This window comes from Mycobacterium colombiense (assembly GCF_003284975.1).
In the GTDB taxonomy this organism is placed as follows: domain Bacteria; phylum Actinomycetota; class Actinomycetes; order Mycobacteriales; family Mycobacteriaceae; genus Mycobacterium; species Mycobacterium europaeum_A.
Genome location: NZ_QMEU01000021.1, coordinates 48,140 through 65,607, shown reverse-complemented (window position 1 = coordinate 65,607; position 17,468 = coordinate 48,140). Strand labels below are relative to the sequence as shown.

Here is a 17,468-nt window from a genome sequence, read left to right as displayed (position 1 = left end):
CGTGATCAACGCCAGCGCCCCGCCCACCACGGCCTGCAGCGCTGTCCGCCAGGTGGCCGGCAGCCTCGGGCCGACGAGACTCCAGCCAACCAGGGCGGCGGCCAACGACAGGGCACGGATCCGACGAAAGAGTCTGTCGGACATCAGGATTCGCCGCGGGCATTCATCCGAAGAGCCGCGGCAACACCGCCTCGGAGGTCTCGCGCAGTTCGGCCAGGGGAATCGTGAACAGGCCCTGCACCTCGACCGCGTCGGAGGCCTGGTCGACCACGCCGATGCGCACCGCCGGCAGCCCCCGCGCCTCGCACATCGACCGGAACCGGCTCTCCTCGGTGCGCGGTACCGCCACCAGCACGCGGCCGGCCGACTCGGAGAACAACGTCACGAACGGATCGACGCCCTCGGGAAGCACGATGCGGCAACCGGTTTCACCGGCCAGGGCCGCTTCGACGACGGCCTGCGCGAGGCCGCCTTCGGACAGGTCGTGCGCCGCGGACACTAGGCCGTCGCGCGATGCCGAGCGCAGCACCTCACCCAGCAGCTTCTCGCGGGCCAGGTCGACCTGGGGCGGCAGACCGCCCAGGTGGTCGGCGGTCACCTGGGCCCAGATCGAGCCGTCGAACTCGTCGCGGGTCTCGCCGAGCAGCATGAGGGTTTCCCCGGGCTCGGTGCCCAGGCCGGTGGGGATGCGGCGGGCGACGTCGTCGATGACGCCCAGCACCCCGACCACCGGGGTGGGCAGGATCGCCGCCGAGCCCGTCTGGTTGTAGAAGCTGACGTTGCCGCCGGTGACCGGAATCCCCAGTGCCGCACAGCCATCGGCGAGTCCCTTGACCGCCTGCGAGAACTGCCACATCACACCGGGGTCCTCGGGTGAACCGAAGTTCAGGCAGTTGGTCACCGCGACGGGGGCCGCTCCGGTGACCGCCACGTTGCGGTAGGCCTCGGCCAGCGCGAGCTGGGCTCCGGCGTAGGGATCCAGCTTCGTGTAGCGGCCGGAGGCGTCGGTCGACAGGGCGATCCCGCGGCCGGTGGACTCGTCGACGCGCAGCATGCCGCCGTCGGCGTGCTCGGCCAGCACCGTGTTGCCGCGCACGTATCGGTCGTACTGCTCGGTGATGAAGGCGCGGCTGCACAGGTGCGGACTGCCCAGCAGCGCAAGCAAGGTGGCGCGCAGTTCGTCGCCGGTGGACGGTCGTGGCAGCCGGGTCGACCTGTCCGCGTTCAGGGCGTCCTGCGTATCGGGGCGGGCGACCGGTCGTTGGTAGACCGGGCCTTCGTGGGCGACGGTGCGCGGCGGGACGTCGACGACGGTCTGGCCGTGCCAGGTGATTCGCAACCGGTCGCCGTCGGTGACCTCACCGATCACGGTGGCCAGCACGTCCCACTTGCGGCATACCGCCAAGAAGGCGTCGACGTTGTCCGGGGTGACCACCGCGCACATCCGCTCCTGGGACTCGCTGCACAGGATTTCCGCGGGCGTCATGCCGGTGGTGCGCAGCGGCACGGTCTCGAGCTGGATCGCCATGCCACCGTCGCCAGCCGAGGCCAATTCCGAAGTGGCGCAGGATAATCCGGCGCCGCCCAGGTCCTGGATGCCGACCACCAGATGACCGGCGTACAGCTCGAGGCAGCACTCGATGAGCACCTTCTCCATGAACGGGTCGCCCACCTGAACCGAGGGCAGCTTCTTGCGCGAGTTCTCCGCGTCGAAGGTGTCCGATGCCAGCACCGACACCCCGCCGATGCCGTCCAGCCCGGTGCGGGCCCCGAACAGGATGATCTTGTTCCCGGTGCCCGAGGCGAAGGCCAGGTGCAGGTCCTCTTGGCGCAAGACGCCGACGCACATGGCGTTGACCAAGGGGTTGCCGGCGTAGCAGGCGTCGAAGACGGTTTCGCCGCCGATGTTGGGCAGGCCCAACGAGTTGCCGTAACCGCCGATGCCGCGCACCACGCCGTCGACCACACGGCGGGTGTCCGGCGCATCGGCCGCGCCGAACCGAAGCTGGTCCATCACCGCGACCGGTCGCGCGCCCATCGCCATGATGTCGCGGACGATGCCGCCGACTCCGGTGGCCGCACCCTGGTAGGGCTCGACGTAGGACGGGTGGTTGTGCGATTCGACCTTGAAGGTGACGGCCCAGCCGTCGCCGATGTCGACCACGCCGGCGTTCTCGCCGATCCCGGCCAGCATGCCGGTGCGCATCTCGTCGGTGGTGGTCTCGCCGAAGTAGCGCAGGTGCACCTTGGATGACTTGTAGGAGCAGTGCTCGCTCCACATCACCGAGTACATCGCCAGCTCGGTGTCGGTGGGGCGGCGGCCCAGGATCTCGCGGATGCGCTGGTACTCGTCGTCTTTGAGGCCCAGCTCGGCGAACGGTTGCGGCTCGTCGGGAGTGGCCGCGGCGTGCTCAACGGTGTCGATGGCCTGGGTGGGCGCGCTGGTACCGGGGACGGTCACGCCAGACAGTCTAGGGCTGGGCGGCGTGCAGGCGCTCTCGCCGCCCCAGCAGGCACAGCGGGACCTAGACGCCGCGGAGGAGGTCTGCGGTTTCGGCGTCGGCGGGGTAGAACAATTCGACGGCCAGTTCGGCGAGGGTGACCTCCAGCGGCGTCCCGAACGTCGTCAGCGTCGTGAACATGGACAACCGTCGGCCCCCGCCGACGTCGAGGATGAACGGAATGAGCAGCGACGCGCTCTCCGGCGTGCGCCGCGCTTCGGCCGCGGCAGCGACACCGGGGTAGTCGCGCACCTCCTTGTCGAGCGCCGCCACTCCCGGGTCGCCGGTGAGCGCGACGGTGCGCCGTAGTTGGTGCAGCAGGTAGCCGGCCCAGTCCGGGAAATTCAGGGTGCGTCCGGCCAGGCCGTCGGGATGCAAGCACAACCGGTAGACGTTGGCCGGCGGACCCAGCAGCTCCTCGGGTAGGCCGGCGGTCAGCGCGGAGGCTGCGGCGTTGGTCCCCACGATGTTCCAGCAGCGGTCGATGAGGATGCCCGGGTAGGGGTCGTGGGCATCGAGCAGGCGTTGCACCGCTTCGCGAGCTGGCGAAAGGGCAGGGTCCTCGAGCGGTCGCGATTGGTAACGCGGCGCGAAACCTGCGGCGAGCAGCAGCGTGTTACGTTCCCGCAGCGGTATATCGAGTCCGTCGGCGAGGGTGAGCACCATTTCCGGACTGGGGCGCGAGCGTCCCGTCTCGATGAAACTCAGGTGCCGCGCCGAGACGCCGACGCTCAGCGAGAGATCGAGCTGACTCACGCGCCGTCGCGTCCGCCATTCGCGCAACAAGGCACCGACCGCCGCTTGACTCACCAGGCCACGGTAACCACGTCTGCGCGCTCACGGCGATGACCTCGCAGGTAATTGCGATGCCGCACTGCGCGGCGACACGCTTGCTGCACGCGCTCGATCGGAGCGCCCGATCTAAGGAGGAACCATGACGGACGTCCAATCCGCGCCGAAGTTCAGCGCCGAGGTTTTCGCGGCATACTGGGCCGCACCCACCATGTCGCGCGGCTTCGACATCCTCGCCGAGGACATCGTCGGCTACTGGCCCGGCGATGCGGAGCCGGTCCGGGGAATCGAGGCGTATACGGCGAAAATCGCCGAATTGCTGGAGGCTGCACCCGATTTGCGACTCGAGGTGATCGACAGCGCTACCGTCCCTGCTGCCGCCGAAGGTGAGGAACTCGTGTTCTTGCACTACGTCGGTCATGGCACCGGCCCCGACGGACCGTTTCAGATTCGGGGCATCGACCGGGTCCGCACCCGCGACGGAATCGTGGTGGAGAACGTCATCCGCTACGAGCCCGCTTTCCACGGTCAGCGCTGAGCGACCGCTACTGACGCACGACGCAGAACACGTTGCCCTCGGGGTCGGCCAGCACCACCCAGCGGAAGGTGTCGCCGAATTGGTGCCGGCCGACCTCGGTCGCTCCGGCCGCCGTCAGCCGGGACGCCTCGGCGTCGACGTCGGCCACACTCAAATCGAGGTGCACGCGGTTCTTTCCGGGCGTCGGGTCGGGCACCTTCTGGAATCCGAGCCGCAGCCCTTCTTCAAAAGTCACCGCCGTGAACTCGCCGGCGAGCACATCGTGCGTCGTGCCGCCGAACTGGGCAGCCCACCAGGCGGCCAGCTCGGCCGGGTCGTCGCAGTCGAAGGTCAGCATCTCCACGTTGAGCGCCACACCGCCAGACCCTAGGCGTGATCGGGTCCGGGCGGAAGGAACGCACGGCTAATCCACCGTCACGAAGTCGGCCATCATGGCCATGTCTTCGTGCTCGAGATTGTGGCAATGCAGAAGGTATGAGCCGGTGTAGTCGGTGAATCGGATGAGGATTTCGACCGCCTCGGCCGGCCGGACATCCACGGTGTCCTTCCAGCCCGCGTCGAACCGTCCCGGTGCGCGATTGTTGCGGGAGATCACTTGGAACGGGTTCAGGTGCACGTGGACGGGATGGTGGAATTCGGTGATGAACCGCCAGATTTCTGCGGTACCGAGCTTGGGACGCGCCAGCGCCCGGCCCGGTTGATACGACAGGTCATTGATCGTCCACGCGCCCCCTCTTCCGAGGCGGAAGAGGAACGTGCGGGTGGCCACGGCATCGTGTCGGTTGAGATCCGCTGCGCTACTGCTGAGCCGTTCAGGGATGGCCGACTCATCGGAGCGGTCGGCGCCGACGATGTCGAATCGCATGACCTCACCGGCGTTTTCGGTACCCAGCAGGTTGACCAGGCGCACACTTGTCCCGCGCCGGTAACGGCTGAAATCGACCACAACATCAAAGCGTTCCGCCGGAGCGATGTCGATGAAATCGTGGCCGACCGGTCTCGCGAGCAATCCGCCATCACTGCCGATCTGCACCAGCGCCGACCCGCCGGGCGGCTGCGGGTCTAATTGGAGTCGGTAGCGACGGGCGTTGGATGCGTTCAGTAGCCGCAAGCGATAGCGGGCCGGGTCGGTCTGCAGCACCGGCCACGGCGCGCCGTTGACGAGGATGACGTCACCAAGGACGCCATTCATGTAGTCGCCGGTTACGCCGCCGCCGTCCGCGGCGGGGTACCGAAAGGAGCCATCGGCGGCGAAGGCACGATCGGTGATCATCAACGGAATATCGCGCCCGGCGCGAGGCAGCGGCAATGCGTCTTCCTCATCGTCATGGATCACGTGAAAACCGGCCAGGCCGTGCCACACAGCGGCGCCCGTATACCCCATGCGGTGATCGTGGTACCACAAGGTAGCGGCCCGCTGTTTCATCGGATAAACGTATTCACGCTGTCCGACAACGCTATTGCGTGTCATGCCATCGGCACTGGATTGATCGCCTTGAGGCAGGATGAAGTCGATTGGGTATCCATCGTGGTCTTGCGGGGTGTGCCCGCCATGCAGATGCACCACGACCGGCACCGGCAGAGCGTTGCGGTGCCGCACCACGGCTCGGCGGCCGGACCGGGAAACGATGGTGGGGCCGGGAAAAGTCGTGTTGTACGTCCATGCCGCAGTGGTCAACTCGGGCAATATGCGCAAGTGCGAGATCTGCTGGGTGATCTCGTAGTAGTCAGTGCCGGCATCGCTGCTGACCGGTGCCAATCGCTCCGGGATCGGCACCGGGACTTGATAGCGGTCGGGCAGTTTCGTCTGGCTGCGCACAAGCCGTCCCGACTCTGTCGATCCCAGCAGTGCGCCCGCCAGCGGCCAGCCGGCACCGACGAAACCTATTCCAGCCGCGGCAGCGCCCACCCGCAGCGCGCTACGCCGGTTCACCGAATCACATCCTGCTGAGCTGAACGAGACGGTGCGGCCAGCGGCCACCGCCACACCGATGCGGTCAGCTGGAAGATCCCCACGATCAACAGCACCCCGAGCGGAACGTGTAACGCTGTCAACCGCAATTCCCCCGAGGCGAACTCGGCGATGAAGAGGACGCTCACCAGCGTCGCGACTGCGATCGGCCAGCGCGGCCCGCCCGTCCTGCTCACGATCACCAGCACCACCACCTGGACGACGGAAAGCACCGTGGTCACTTTCGCACCCGCGGAGTGCAGCCCCAGTGCGTTGTACTGCCCACCCAGGAAACTGCCGGCGAATGCGGCTTGAGCCACCGCCAAGACTGCCAACGTTGCACTGGTGGCACGGGCGGTCACCCGCGGCCAGCGCGGGCCGTACCAGCTCTCCGCTGTCATCGATCCTCCTGGTAGTGGCATCGGGATTGCCTACTCACGAAATGACGACGAGGCGGGGCGTCGAAAAGTTACTCGCGCGTGTAACTTTGCGCCCCGCTGATCCGTCCTTGGATACGAGTTGCCGGTGACGGCCGGCTACTCCGTCCGAACTGCACCAGCCGATTGCGTTCCACGGCAACGGGATACGCAAAGGGAGATGCGATGAACCCCGCTACTGCGGCGATACCCGATCGAAGCATCGGTCGGTTTTCCGAAGCGCTCTGGCCTGGTGTGCCAGGGCAGCCCCGACGAGTTCGAGGCGCTGGGCAGCCGGATCGGCTCGTTCCGATTGGATCCGGTCCCGACGGGCTGACACCGACGGCTCTGCTCTCATTCGACCCACCACGGAAGACCCCAACATGCGCACCGCATACCTCATCGTGACGGCAATTGCCATAGCATTCGACGGCTTCTCGGGCGTGAGCGCACTGCTCCGCTTCGCGCCAATCATTGGGCCCATGCGCCGGGCCGGGGTGCCGCTGTCCTGGCTGAGGTTCCCTATCGGCACCCTGAAAACCCCAGGCGCCCTTGGGCTCATAGTCGGCCTGTGGGTTCCGGCAATCGGCGTCGCCGCGGCAGCCGGGCTGACTATCTTCTTCATCTGCGCGATGTACACCCACGTACTCGCCAACGATATTTCCGGTCAGTTCGCGTTTGCCGGGTTCCTGCTCGCCCTCAACGCCGCAACCTTCGCGCTCACCCTGGCTTTCGTGTAGCCATTGGAACTCAGAACGACTCGGGCGAAAAGAAGGCTTGCATCGCGGCCGAGTACGCGGCCACGTCGTGCGCGCCCATCAACTCGCGCGCCGAGTGCATCGCCAGTTGCGCGGCGCCGACGTCGACGGTCGGGATGCCGGTCCGGGCGGCGGTGAGCGGCCCTATCGTCGACCCGCAGGGCAGGTCGGCGCGGTGCTCGTAGCGCTGCAGGTTGACCCCGGCCTGTCGGCAGGCCAGCGCGAAGGCCGCCGCCGTGCGTCCGTCGGTGGCATAACGCAGGTTGGGGTGCACCTTCAGCACCGGTCCGGCGTTGACCTCTATCAGGTGGCCGGGCTCGTGCCGATCCGGATAGTTGGGATGGGTGGCGTGCGCCATGTCCGCCGAGGCCAGCAGTGAGTCGGGCAGACGGCGTAGGAAGTCCTCTCGGGTACCGCCGGCCGTGAGCACGATGCGCTCCAGGACGGTGGCCAGCAGGTCGGACTGGGCACCGTGGTCGGAGGACGAACCGACCTCCTCGTGGTCGAAGAGCACCAGCACGGGCATGGACGCGCGAGGCGTGGTCGCCAACATAGCCTCCATGCCCGCATAGCAACTGGCCTGGTTGTCCAGCCGGGGAGCGCTCAGCATGCTGGCGTCGGCGCCGATCACCGTGGAGGGGGTCAGGTCGTGGGTCATCAGGTCGGCGGCCAGCACGTCGGTCGCCACCACCCCGGCGCGTTCTGCGACGAAGTCGAGGAATGACGTCGCTTCTGCCCCGACACCCCAAACGGCGTTGACGTGGCGCTGCGGGTCCAGTGTGAGCGATTTGCGGTCCTCGGCCAGGTGAATGGCTAGCTGCGGCACCCGCAGGATCGGGTCGTCGATCCGGACCAGCCGGTGCTCGATCGCGCCGCCGTCATGCACCGACAACCGCCCGCTGATGCCCAGGTCGCGGTCCAGCCAGGAGTTGAGCCACGCACCGCCGTAGGGCTCCAAGGCGAGCACGCGCCAACCGGCGACCACCCGGTCGGGATGTTGTTTGACCCGCAGGTTCGGGCTGTCGGTGTGGGCGCCGACGATCCGGAACGGGCCGTCGGCGCCGTCGGAGTTCCACGCGACCAGCGAGCCGGCCCGCACCACGAAGTAGCGGCCCGGTTCTTCCGGCCACCGTTGAGTCTCGTTCAGTTCGGTGAACCCGGCGGCGGTCAGCCGCGCGCCGACCGTCGCACAGACGTGAAATGGCGAAGGAGAAGCGTCGATGAAATCGCAGAGGCCTGCGGCGCTGGCCGACATGTTGATCATCATGGCTGTCCGCGCTCACCGTCGCCACGCTAGGTCCGATTGCGCGCTCCTTGCTCGCGCCGCTTTCGGCGCTCACCGTCGCCACGCTAGGTCCGATTGCGCGCTCCTTGCTCGCGCCGCTTTCGGCGCTCACCGTCGCCGCGCTAGGTCCGATTGCGCGCTCCTTGCTCGCGCCGCTTTCGGCGCTCACCGTCGCCACGCTAGGTCCGATTGCGCGCTCCTTGCTCGCGCCGCTTTCGGCGCTCACCGTCGCCACGCTAGGGTCCTCAGAGTGCCCCCCGTCCAGCCGCAGCCGATCCTCGCACCGTTGACCCCCGCGGCGATCTTCCTGGTGGTCACCATCGACGACGGCGGAGAGGCGACGGTGCACGACGCGCTGCCCGAGATTCCGGGACTGGTGCGCGCGATCGGCTTCCGCGAACCGCAGAAGCGGTTGTCGGCGATCGCCTCGATCGGCTCCGACGCGTGGGACCGCCTGTTCTCCGGACCGCGACCCGCCGAACTGCACCGGTTCACCGAGCTGAACGGACCGCGGCACACCGCCCCCGCCACCCCCGGGGACCTGTTGTTCCACATCAGGGCCGAGAGCTTGGACGTCTGCTTCGAGTTGGCCGACCGGATCCTCAAATCGATGGCCGGCGCGGTCACCGTGGTCGACGAGGTGCATGGCTTCCGCTACTTCGACAACCGCGACTTGCTCGGATTCGTTGACGGTACCGAGAACCCGGACGGCGCACTGGCCGTCAGTGCCACCGCGATCGGCGACGAGGACCCCGACTTCGCCGGCTCTTGCTATGTGCACGTGCAGAAGTACGTGCACGACATGTCGTCGTGGCATTCGATCTCGGTCACCGAGCAGGAGCGGGTGATCGGCCGGACCAAACTGGACGACATCGAACTCGACGACGACGTGAAGCCGGCCAACTCCCACATCGCGCTCAACGTGATCACCGACGCCGACGGCACGGAACTGAAGATTGTGCGGCACAACATGCCGTTCGGCGAACTCGGCAAGAGCGAATACGGCACCTACTTCATCGGCTATTCGCGGACACCCCGAGTCACCGAACAGATGTTGCGCAACATGTTCCTCGGCGACCCCCCGGGCAACACCGACCGCATCCTCGACTTCTCTACCGCCGTCACCGGCGGATTGTTCTTCTCCCCCACCCTGGACTTTCTCGATGATCCACCGCCGCTGCCCGCAGCGCCGGTGGCGGAAACGCCTGTGGCACAGAACGGCTCACTTTCGATCGGCAGCCTGAAAGGAACCTCATGAACAACCTCTACCGCGACCTGGCACCGGTCACCGACGCCGCCTGGCACGAGATCGAAACGGAGGCGACCCGCACCTTCAAGCGGCACATTGCCGGGCGCCGGGTCGTCGACGTCAGCGAGCCGGGCGGACCGGTCGCCGCCGCCGTCAGCACCGGTCGGCTCGCCAACGTGGCGTCGCCCACCGAGGGCGTGGAGGCTCATCTGCGGGAGAGCAAACCCCTTGTCCGCTTGAGGGTTCCATTCACCCTGTCTCGTTACGAGATCGACAACGTCGAGCGCGGCGCCAACGACTCCGACTGGGACCCGGTCAAGGAGGCCGCCAAGAAACTGGCGTTCGTGGAAGACCGGGCCATCTTCGAGGGCTACGCCGCGGCGTCGATCGAGGGCATCCGCTCGGCCAGCTCGAACAAGTCGCTGACCCTGCCGGCCGATCCGCGCGAGATCCCCGATGTCATCACCCAGGCGATCTCCGAACTCCGGCTGGCCGGCGTCGACGGCCCGTACTCGGTGCTGCTGTCCGCCGACGTCTACACCCGGGTCAGCGAGACCACCGAACACGGATATCCGATCCTCGAACACATCGACCGACTGGTTCCCGGAGACATCATCTGGGCGCCTGCCATCGACGGCGCGTTCGTGCTGACCACCCGCGGCGGCGACTTCGACCTGCAGCTCGGCACCGACGTGTCGATCGGATACACCAGCCATGACGCGGACACCGTGCAGCTGTATCTGCAGGAGACGCTGACCTTCCTGTGCTACACCGCCGAGGCGTCCGTCCCGCTGAACCCCTAGGAATAAACGCCGACCAACCGCTGCTTACCGGGAAAGGAATGGAACTTCTCTCCTGGAGGCAGGATTTCGATGGCAACACCTTTGGCCGGCTCCACCGCGTTGGTGACCGGCGCTACATCGGGTATCGGCCGGGAAATCGCACTGCAGCTTGCACGTCGCGGCGCCGAGGTCGTGGTGCAGGGCCGCAACGCCGAACGTGGCGCCAAAACCGTCCGTGACATCGAGAATGCCGGTGGTACAGCTCGTTTCGTTGCGGCAGATCTCAACGTCGCCGACGAGGTGCGGCGATTGGCCACCGAGGCCGGGCCGGTGGACATCCTGGTCAACAACGCCGGTATCTATGAATTCGGTCCGACCGCCGATACCGACGACGCGACCTTCGACGAGCACGTGAAGGTCAACCTGCATGCGCCCTACATCCTGGTGCAGAAGTTGGTGCCGGCCATGGCCGCTCGGGGCCACGGTGCGGTGGTGAACGTGAGCACCCTCGCAGCGTCGTTCGCAACGCGCGGGGCAGGGATCTACGGGGCCACCAAAGCCGGCTTGGAGCAGCTGACCCGCGTGTGGGCCGATGAATTCGGCGAGTCGGGTGTGCGGGTGAACGCGGTGGCCGCGGGGCCGACGGAAACGCCTGGGGCGGCCGCGCTTCCGGGTGCCCTCGAGACCATCGCGGCGATCACTGCGCTGAAGCGGGTGGCCGATGCGAGCGAAATCGCCAGTGCCGTGGTTTTTCTCGCCTCGCCGGAGGCCAGCTACGTCAACGGCGCCGTCTTGCATGCGACCGGAGGGCAGCAAGCAATCGTCGCCTGAGGACTACAGATCGAGCACCACGTCGGTTTCCGGCGCCGCCGAGCAGATCAGAACTGATCCGTCACCCGGCGGCTCCAGCGGCGGCTGAACGTAAGTGGTTGTGCCGGAAACGATTCCGGTTACGCACACGTGACACACGCCGCTGCGGCAGGAGAATCGGGTTGGCACGTCGCATGCTTCGGCGAGATCGAGGATGCTGCGGTACGCGGGTGACCAGGCGACCGTTAATCCGCTGCGCGTGAAGGTGATCGCCGGTCCGGTACCCGGCACCCCGGCGGGCGGGTGGGGCGCCTTGCGCTCGCCCGCATCGACAATTCCCGGGTTGATCGCGGGCAGCGCGCCGAACAGCTCGCTGTGGATCCGGGACGGATCGAATCCCATGCCGGTTAAGGCGTCGCGCAGATCCGTCATGAATTGGGTTGGACCGCAGAGGTAAACGGTGGCGTCGGTCGGCAAGCCCAGTTCCGCGATGGACTCCCGGCGCAGCCGGCCCTGCGTTTCGGTATAGAAGACCCGCTGCCGGGCATGCGGTAACGATCCTATGAGCGTCTCGACTTCGGCTGCGAACACCTGCGTTTCGCGGCTCCGGGTGGTGTGCAACCACCAGATGTCGCGCCGGCTTCCGGCCGCGGACAGGGCGTGCAGCATCGCCAGCACCGGCGTCGCACCGATTCCGGCGGAGAAAAGGATGACCGGACCGGTGTCTTCGGTCAGGTAGAAGTCACCGCGAGGAGCGGCCGCCGCGATCACCGACCCCGGCTTGATATGGGTGTGCAACCACCGGCTCACCACGCCGTGATCCTCACGCTTGACGCTGATGCGGTAATAGCCGGCGGAGGAGTCATCCGACAGGGAATAGCTGCGCAGCGGCGCGGGCTCGCCGGCGCCGGTGACCTCGACCGTCAAGTACTGGCCCGGAAGTGCCGGTGGCAGTGGGCTGTGGTCATCGGCCTCGAGCGTGATCGAGAGCACTTGGGCACTCTCCCAGCGGGTTTGGGTGACCCGCAGGTTGCGAAACCCCTTCCATCCCGGTAGGGCCGGTACCACCGCGGATGCCCCGCCATCGTGAGCGGCCAGCAGCTCGTGAAACGACTGCTGCCAACCCGGGCTCAGCGCCGGAATGTCGATGGCCTTGCGCAGCGTCTCGAGGTTGCGGTCGGGTAGATAAAGCAGCGCGTCCATAGCGGCGACGCTGAGTTCGTGGCGGCCGCGGCGGGTCCGCACGATGTCGTCACCGGCTCGCACCTGGCCCTCGGTGACCACGCGGAAGTAGAATCCCGGGCGATGCTGCGCCACAAGAAGATTGGGCATGTCGGGCTCGTCGAGGCGAAGGCCGACCCGAAAGCAGGTGACGCGCGGCTGGGTCACCTCGAACTCGGCGTCCCCGATGCGATAGCGGTCGCCGACGCAGACGTCATCGTCGGCGAGCCCGGTGACCGTGAAGTTTTCCCCGAAGTGCCCGGGCCGCAGATCGTCGCGCCGCAGGTAGCTTTTCCAGAAGTCGTAGGACTCGCTCTGATACACCATCACCGCGCGTTGTTCACCGCCGTGACCGGCGAGGTCGCCCTGACCGTCGCCGTCGACATTCAAGCGGCGCACCATGACCGGTCCGTCGACCGGGGTCTTCCATATCCCCGTGTAGACGGTTTTGTCCCGCCATTCGACGTTCTTGGGCATGCCCACGTTCACCGAAACAAGCCTGCCCACCATGTCACCTCGAACCAGCTCGCATCCGCACCGAGCCCCAACTGGGATGGTCCGCCCAGAGTATGGCAGGCCAGTCCACACGGCAACACATCGGCTTCGCGGGGCTGTCGCTCACCCCGGCGGCGATGCATAATGGGTCGGATAACCCAGAAACTTTCGGTGGGTTTCGCGGATTTCCCGTCGGACGCCGCCGCGGCGTACCACGGTGGAATGTGCTGAGTCAGGAGGAACGTCATGCCTGCTGTTCACCATCGCTACGCCACGGTCGACGGCCATCGACTCTTCTACCGCGAGGCAGGAGACCCGGCCGCTCCCACGGTGCTGCTCCTGCACGGCTTTCCCACCAGCTCGTACATGTTCCGTCACCTGATCCCGGCCCTGGCCGACGGTTATCACGTCATCGCGCCGGACCACCTGGGCTTCGGGCTGTCCGACGCACCGCAGGTCAACGACTTCGATTACACCTTCGACGCGCTGACCGACCTGACCACAAACCTGCTGCGGACCCTGGGCGTCGACCGGTACGCCATGTACGTCCAGGACTACGGTGCACCGATCGGCTGGCGACTCGCGTTGCGCGACCCGGCCGCGATCACCGCGATCATCAGCCAGAACGGCAATGGGTATGACGCGGGATTCGTCGAGAGCTTCTGGCAGGTCGTGCAGGCGTACCAACGGGAGCAGACGGCGGACACCGAGGCGGCGGTGCGCCAGTTCCTCACCCTGGATGCCACCCGTTGGCAGTACGTGACCGGCGTGGCCGACGAGACGCTGATCGATCCCGAATCCTGGCAACACGACTACGCCCTGATCTCCCGTCCGGGCAATGACCTGGTGCAGCTCAAGCTGTTTCGCGACTACGCCACCAATGCGCCGCTCTATCCACGCTTGCACGACTACTTCCGGGCCACCCGGGTGCCGCTGCTGGCGGTCTGGGGCCGCGGCGACGAGATCTTCGGCCCGGCCGGCGCCGAGGCGTTCGCCGACGACCTGCCCGACGCCGAGATCCATCTGCTCGACGGCGGACACTTTCTGCTGGAGTCCGCGTGCGAGGACGTCGCCCGGCTAGTCCGGAACTTCCTCGCCACCCAAGCCCAGGCCTGAGCAGATGTATGGGCTGGAGATCCCATAAATGGGAGCGCTCCCGGGTTAACCTGGCGCGATGGCCCAGTCCGATGTTCATGATGAACAACGGTTGACCGCCAAGGGGCGTGCCACCCGCGACCGGATCGTGCAGGCCGCCGCCGAGCTGATCGTCACAAAGGGCCTGTCCGCGTTCAACATGGACAGCGTGCGCCGGGCGGCTTCGGTCAGCGGCTCACAGCTCGCCCACTATTTCGCCGATAAGGCAACGCTCATCCGCGCGGTGATCAGGCGCCAGACCGGCGTCGTCTTGGACTTTCACCGCCAGCCCACACTTCGCGGCCTGAATTCGTTTGACGACTTCGAGCGGTGGATCGACCTGAACATGCGCTACCTGCGGCGCATCGGCTATTTCGGCACTCCCACCTACCACGCGCTCACCGCCCAGTTGGCGAAGTCGGACGACACCACCCGCGAGGCGTTGGCCGCCGGCTACCGACAGTGGATTGAATTGCTGGAGCAGACAATTGGGCGGATGAAAGACGACGGGTTGCTGGTTCGCGATGCCGATCCACACCAGCTGGCGCTGGTGATCGTCGCCGCACACCAGGGCGGTGGCGTGCTGACCTTCACCTACCGACAGGAGTGGCCGCACGCCGACGCCATTCGCTTCGCAATCAACTATCTGCGGCTGTTCGCCACCGACCCCGCCGAGCGCGCACCCCGTCCGCCGCGCCGGTCCGGCGCGCGTCGCCCGGCACGACGGGCCGGCTGAGCGATTGGTGCCGAAGGCGGCGAAGTGACCGAACGCAACCCATCGCGCTTCACCCGCAAGGGACTGGCGACGCGCGCGCGCATCATCGAAGTCGCCGCCCGGCTGATGTTCGAGCGGGGCGTCGCCAACACGAGCGTCGACCAGGTTCGCCGCGCCGCCGCGGTGGGTGGATCCCAGATCTCGCACTACTTCGGCGATAAGCGCGACCTGACCCGCCACGTCATCGATGCGCGCCGTAATGACGTGCGGGACTTTCACACTCGGCCGCAGTTCGCCGGACTCGACAGCCTCGATGCCCTGCGGGCGTGGGCCGATGCCTGCGTGGCCGACATCGACGCCGTGTACCGCGTCGGCGGTTGCGTCTATGGGTCCCTGGCCGGTGAGTTGATCGAGGCCGACCGCGAGGTACACGAGGACCTGGCCGCCGGATACGACCAATGGATCGACCTGTTTCGGGCCGGGCTGGAGTCGATGCGTGAGCGCGGAGACCTGCGCCCGGAGGCCGACGCGCGGCATCTGGCCGGATCGCTGGTCGCCGCGCACCAGGGCGGCGCGATGCTCACCCACGTCACCGGCGATCCGGAACCGCTGCGGGTCGCCGTCGATGCCGCGGTCGACTACGTGAGCTCCTTTGTGGCGCACCCCCCGCGGCGTAGGGGTCGACCCGCGTCGTCGCCTGGTCAGCGCAAAACCTGAGTATTCGCCTTTCGCTGGACATGGTCGATGCGGACGCCCATAATAATGGGTCAGTTGGCCCAATATTTGTGTCGCGCCGCCCGGCGCCGTCGCCGCCAACGATGGTGAAAGAGGCAACCGATGTCCACGCTCGAGTCACCTCAGCTGCCAACCGCACCGGCGGTCGTACGCGAGCAACCCGGCGGGGAAACCATGCGGGCGATCATCTTGGAAAAGTTCGGCGGTCTGGACAGTCTGGTCTACACCGACATCCCCAAGCCGCTCCCGAAGGATGGCGAAGTCGTCATTGCGGTAAAGGGTTTCGGCATCAACCACGCCGAGATGCACATGCGCCGCGGCGAATGGGCGGAGGCGGCCGAGGTCAGCGGCATCGAATGCGTTGGCATCGTTGACTCGTGCCCGGGAGGCGAGTTCCCGGTCGGGGCCAAGGTCGCGGCGCTGATGGGCGGTCTGGGGCGCACCATCAACGGCAGCTACGCCGAATACACCCGCGTCCGCGCCGCCAATGTCGCCCTCATTGAGTCGGACCTGCCCTGGTCGGATTTGGCCGCCCTGCCCGAAACCTACGCGGTCGCCTGGACATGCCTGTTTCGCAACCTCACCCTCAGATCCGGACAAACGTTGGTTTTGCGCGGCGCGACCTCCTCATTCGGCCAAGCCGCACTCAAGATGGCGGTCACCGCCGGCGCGCGGGTCATCGCCACGGCGCGAAGCAGCGATCGCGTGCCGATGCTGGAAAAGTTAGGCGCTTCGCGCGTCGAACTGGAAAGGCGCGACCTTGCCTCCCACATCGCCGAAACCAAAGACATTGACGCGGTCCTGGACCTGGTGGGCAACAGCACCATCCTCGACTCCCTCGACATGTTGCGCCGCGACGGCACGGCGTGCCTGGCCGGATGGCTGGGCGGACTCGATCCGATTGGCGATTTCAACCCGCTGCTGCGCATGGCCAGCGGCGTGAACTGGAACTTCTTCGGGAGCTTCGTCTTTGGGACACCGGGCTTTCCGCTCTCAGACGTACCCCTGCAAGACATCGCCCGGCAGGTTGCCCACGGCGAACTGGATGCAAAGCCGTCACACATCTTCTCTTTCGAGCAGATCCGAGAGGCGCACCGCGTGATGGAGGCGGGAGAAGCCGGCGGGAAGATGGTCGTCGTCATGCAGTGACGTGACCGCGGACGCCGAGAATTTTCGCGACGAAGGGACACGATCATGGGGCTGGCATGGCAGCAAGGCCCGCTGGCGACGGGATCGCTCGGACACTTCCTCGCCGAACAGCCGATGCCACCGCGGCTGTTGTTCGCCGAGCCGTTACGTCGACGCATGCGGGTGCGCTTTGCGGATCGGTGGATAGTCGACAGCGACGACGTGATCCTGTTGCACGAACCGGGCCGCTACCCGGTCGCCTACTTTCCCCGCGGTGACATCGAAGACGGAACGCTGCACGCCGAGGACCGGGTGACGCAACACCGCGATCTCGGGGCCACACAGTGGTTCACCGTCTCCGCATCGGGGCGCGAGACCAACCACAGCGCGTGGGAACACACCGGGCTACCGGCGTATGCCGCCGTTCTCGAGGGCCGGGTGGCGTTTGCCTGGCGCGCCATGGATGCCTTCTACGAAGAAGAGGAACGGATCGTCGGGCACGCCGCGGACGCCTACCACCGCATCGATATCCGTTCTACCGCAAGGCATCTCGTTGTCCGCGATGGTGACCGGGTGGTCGCCGACACCCATCGCCCGTTGGCGCTGTATGAGTCCGGCTTTGCGCCCAGATGGTACGTGCCGCGCGAAGATACCGACGAGTCCGCGCTGAAACTCATTGATATCCAGACCTTTTGCCCGTATAAGGGGATCTGCTCCTACTATGACATCGGAACCCGCCAGCGCGCAGCCTGGTCTTACGTCGACGCTTGGACGGAGGTCGCGCGGGTCCGCAATCTGGTGTCCTTCGAACCCGACAAGATCGACGTGCACCTCGACGGCAAGCAACTTCAGCTCGAACCCGGCCAGACGGTCATCCCACACGGCGTCGACCGTGGGCTCGACACGGACGAGGTGTCAGGGCGGAACCGGAGCGCGTCATGAGGCGAGAACGGCTCAC

The 17,468-nt window shown here is 66.7% G+C and carries 17 protein-coding genes and 1 pseudogene; 10 read left to right on the top strand and 8 right to left on the bottom strand.

Annotated elements, in window-relative coordinates; genetic code table 11:
- The 3 genes and pseudogenes from DQP58_RS27100 to DQP58_RS10235 form a co-directional block, all read right to left on the bottom strand.
- Positions 1-144: pseudogene (locus DQP58_RS27100) on the bottom strand (CPBP family intramembrane glutamate endopeptidase); the annotation flags it as partial.
- A gap of 19 nt (positions 145-163) precedes the next feature.
- Positions 164-2,461 carry a phosphoribosylformylglycinamidine synthase subunit PurL gene (purL, locus tag DQP58_RS10240; RefSeq protein WP_112708282.1) on the bottom strand — a complete coding sequence of 766 codons (2,298 nt, stop codon included), beginning with the start codon at positions 2,459-2,461 and terminating at the stop codon, positions 164-166.
- 64 nt (positions 2,462-2,525) lie between these two features.
- On the bottom strand, positions 2,526-3,311 hold the full coding sequence (locus DQP58_RS10235; protein WP_112708281.1) for a helix-turn-helix domain-containing protein: 786 nt from the start codon (positions 3,309-3,311) through the stop codon (positions 2,526-2,528).
- A 124-nt stretch (positions 3,312-3,435) separates the two neighbouring features.
- Here DQP58_RS10235 and DQP58_RS10230 point away from each other — a divergent pair, with 124 nt between their 5' ends.
- Positions 3,436-3,831, top strand: a complete 396-nt coding sequence (locus tag DQP58_RS10230) for a nuclear transport factor 2 family protein (protein ID WP_112708280.1) — start codon at positions 3,436-3,438, stop codon at positions 3,829-3,831.
- 7 nt (positions 3,832-3,838) lie between these two features.
- Here DQP58_RS10230 and DQP58_RS10225 read toward each other — a convergent pair whose 3' ends face one another.
- The 3 genes from DQP58_RS10225 to DQP58_RS10215 are packed head-to-tail and all read right to left on the bottom strand — an operon-like array spanning position 3,839 to position 6,183.
- On the bottom strand, positions 3,839-4,186 hold the full coding sequence (locus DQP58_RS10225) for a VOC family protein (protein WP_112708279.1): 348 nt from the start codon (positions 4,184-4,186) through the stop codon (positions 3,839-3,841).
- Between the two features lie 48 nt (positions 4,187-4,234).
- The gene (locus DQP58_RS10220) at positions 4,235-5,764 is read right to left on the bottom strand and encodes a multicopper oxidase family protein (protein ID WP_112708278.1); all 1,530 of its coding nucleotides are present in this window, start codon (positions 5,762-5,764) and stop codon (positions 4,235-4,237) included.
- Positions 5,761-6,183 carry a hypothetical protein gene (locus tag DQP58_RS10215; protein WP_205869391.1) on the bottom strand — a complete coding sequence of 141 codons (423 nt, stop codon included), beginning with the start codon at positions 6,181-6,183 and terminating at the stop codon, positions 5,761-5,763. Before DQP58_RS10215 ends, DQP58_RS10220 begins: the two co-directional genes overlap by 4 nt.
- 398 nt (positions 6,184-6,581) lie before the next feature.
- Here DQP58_RS10215 and DQP58_RS10210 point away from each other — a divergent pair, with 398 nt between their 5' ends.
- A complete protein-coding gene (locus DQP58_RS10210) occupies positions 6,582-6,938 on the top strand; it encodes a DoxX family protein (protein WP_112708277.1) in 357 nt (118 codons plus the stop codon).
- 10 nt (positions 6,939-6,948) lie between these two features.
- On the opposite strand, the gene DQP58_RS10205 is transcribed toward DQP58_RS10210, so the two are convergent.
- Positions 6,949-8,211: a M18 family aminopeptidase gene (locus DQP58_RS10205; RefSeq protein ID WP_112708293.1), complete on the bottom strand. Its 1,263-nt coding sequence runs from the start codon at positions 8,209-8,211 to the stop codon at positions 6,949-6,951.
- Between the two features lie 280 nt (positions 8,212-8,491).
- Here DQP58_RS10205 and DQP58_RS10200 point away from each other — a divergent pair, with 280 nt between their 5' ends.
- The 3 genes from DQP58_RS10200 to DQP58_RS10190 all read left to right on the top strand — a co-directional run bounded on the left by DQP58_RS10200 (position 8,492) and on the right by DQP58_RS10190 (position 11,103).
- A complete protein-coding gene (locus tag DQP58_RS10200; protein WP_112708276.1) occupies positions 8,492-9,499 on the top strand; it encodes a Dyp-type peroxidase in 1,008 nt (335 codons plus the stop codon).
- Positions 9,496-10,293: a family 1 encapsulin nanocompartment shell protein gene (locus tag DQP58_RS10195; protein WP_066865461.1), complete on the top strand. Its 798-nt coding sequence runs from the start codon at positions 9,496-9,498 to the stop codon at positions 10,291-10,293. Before DQP58_RS10200 ends, DQP58_RS10195 begins: the two co-directional genes overlap by 4 nt.
- 69 nt (positions 10,294-10,362) lie before the next feature.
- Positions 10,363-11,103, top strand: a complete 741-nt coding sequence (locus tag DQP58_RS10190) for an SDR family NAD(P)-dependent oxidoreductase (RefSeq protein WP_112708275.1) — start codon at positions 10,363-10,365, stop codon at positions 11,101-11,103.
- Between the two features lie 3 nt (positions 11,104-11,106).
- On the opposite strand, the gene DQP58_RS10185 is transcribed toward DQP58_RS10190, so the two are convergent.
- Positions 11,107-12,810 (bottom strand): MOSC and FAD-binding oxidoreductase domain-containing protein, encoded by a 1,704-nt coding sequence (locus tag DQP58_RS10185; RefSeq protein ID WP_112708292.1) that lies wholly within the window; start codon positions 12,808-12,810, stop codon positions 11,107-11,109.
- A 234-nt stretch (positions 12,811-13,044) separates the two neighbouring features.
- On the opposite strand from DQP58_RS10185, the gene DQP58_RS10180 reads away from it, so the two are divergent.
- The 5 genes from DQP58_RS10180 to DQP58_RS10165 all read left to right on the top strand — a co-directional run bounded on the left by DQP58_RS10180 (position 13,045) and on the right by DQP58_RS10165 (position 17,452).
- On the top strand, positions 13,045-13,914 hold the full coding sequence (locus DQP58_RS10180; RefSeq protein ID WP_112708274.1) for an alpha/beta fold hydrolase: 870 nt from the start codon (positions 13,045-13,047) through the stop codon (positions 13,912-13,914).
- A 58-nt stretch (positions 13,915-13,972) separates the two neighbouring features.
- Positions 13,973-14,668, top strand: coding sequence for a TetR/AcrR family transcriptional regulator (locus DQP58_RS27095; RefSeq protein ID WP_240629721.1), 696 nt, complete (start codon positions 13,973-13,975; stop codon positions 14,666-14,668).
- Between the two features lie 24 nt (positions 14,669-14,692).
- On the top strand, positions 14,693-15,364 hold the full coding sequence (locus DQP58_RS27090) for a TetR/AcrR family transcriptional regulator (RefSeq protein WP_240629719.1): 672 nt from the start codon (positions 14,693-14,695) through the stop codon (positions 15,362-15,364).
- A 120-nt stretch (positions 15,365-15,484) separates the two neighbouring features.
- Positions 15,485-16,531 (top strand): zinc-binding dehydrogenase, encoded by a 1,047-nt coding sequence (locus tag DQP58_RS10170; protein ID WP_112708273.1) that lies wholly within the window; start codon positions 15,485-15,487, stop codon positions 16,529-16,531.
- Positions 16,532-16,576: 45 nt separating this feature from the next.
- Positions 16,577-17,452, top strand: coding sequence for a DUF427 domain-containing protein (locus DQP58_RS10165; RefSeq protein WP_112708272.1), 876 nt, complete (start codon positions 16,577-16,579; stop codon positions 17,450-17,452).
- Positions 17,453-17,468: the final 16 nt, after the last annotated feature.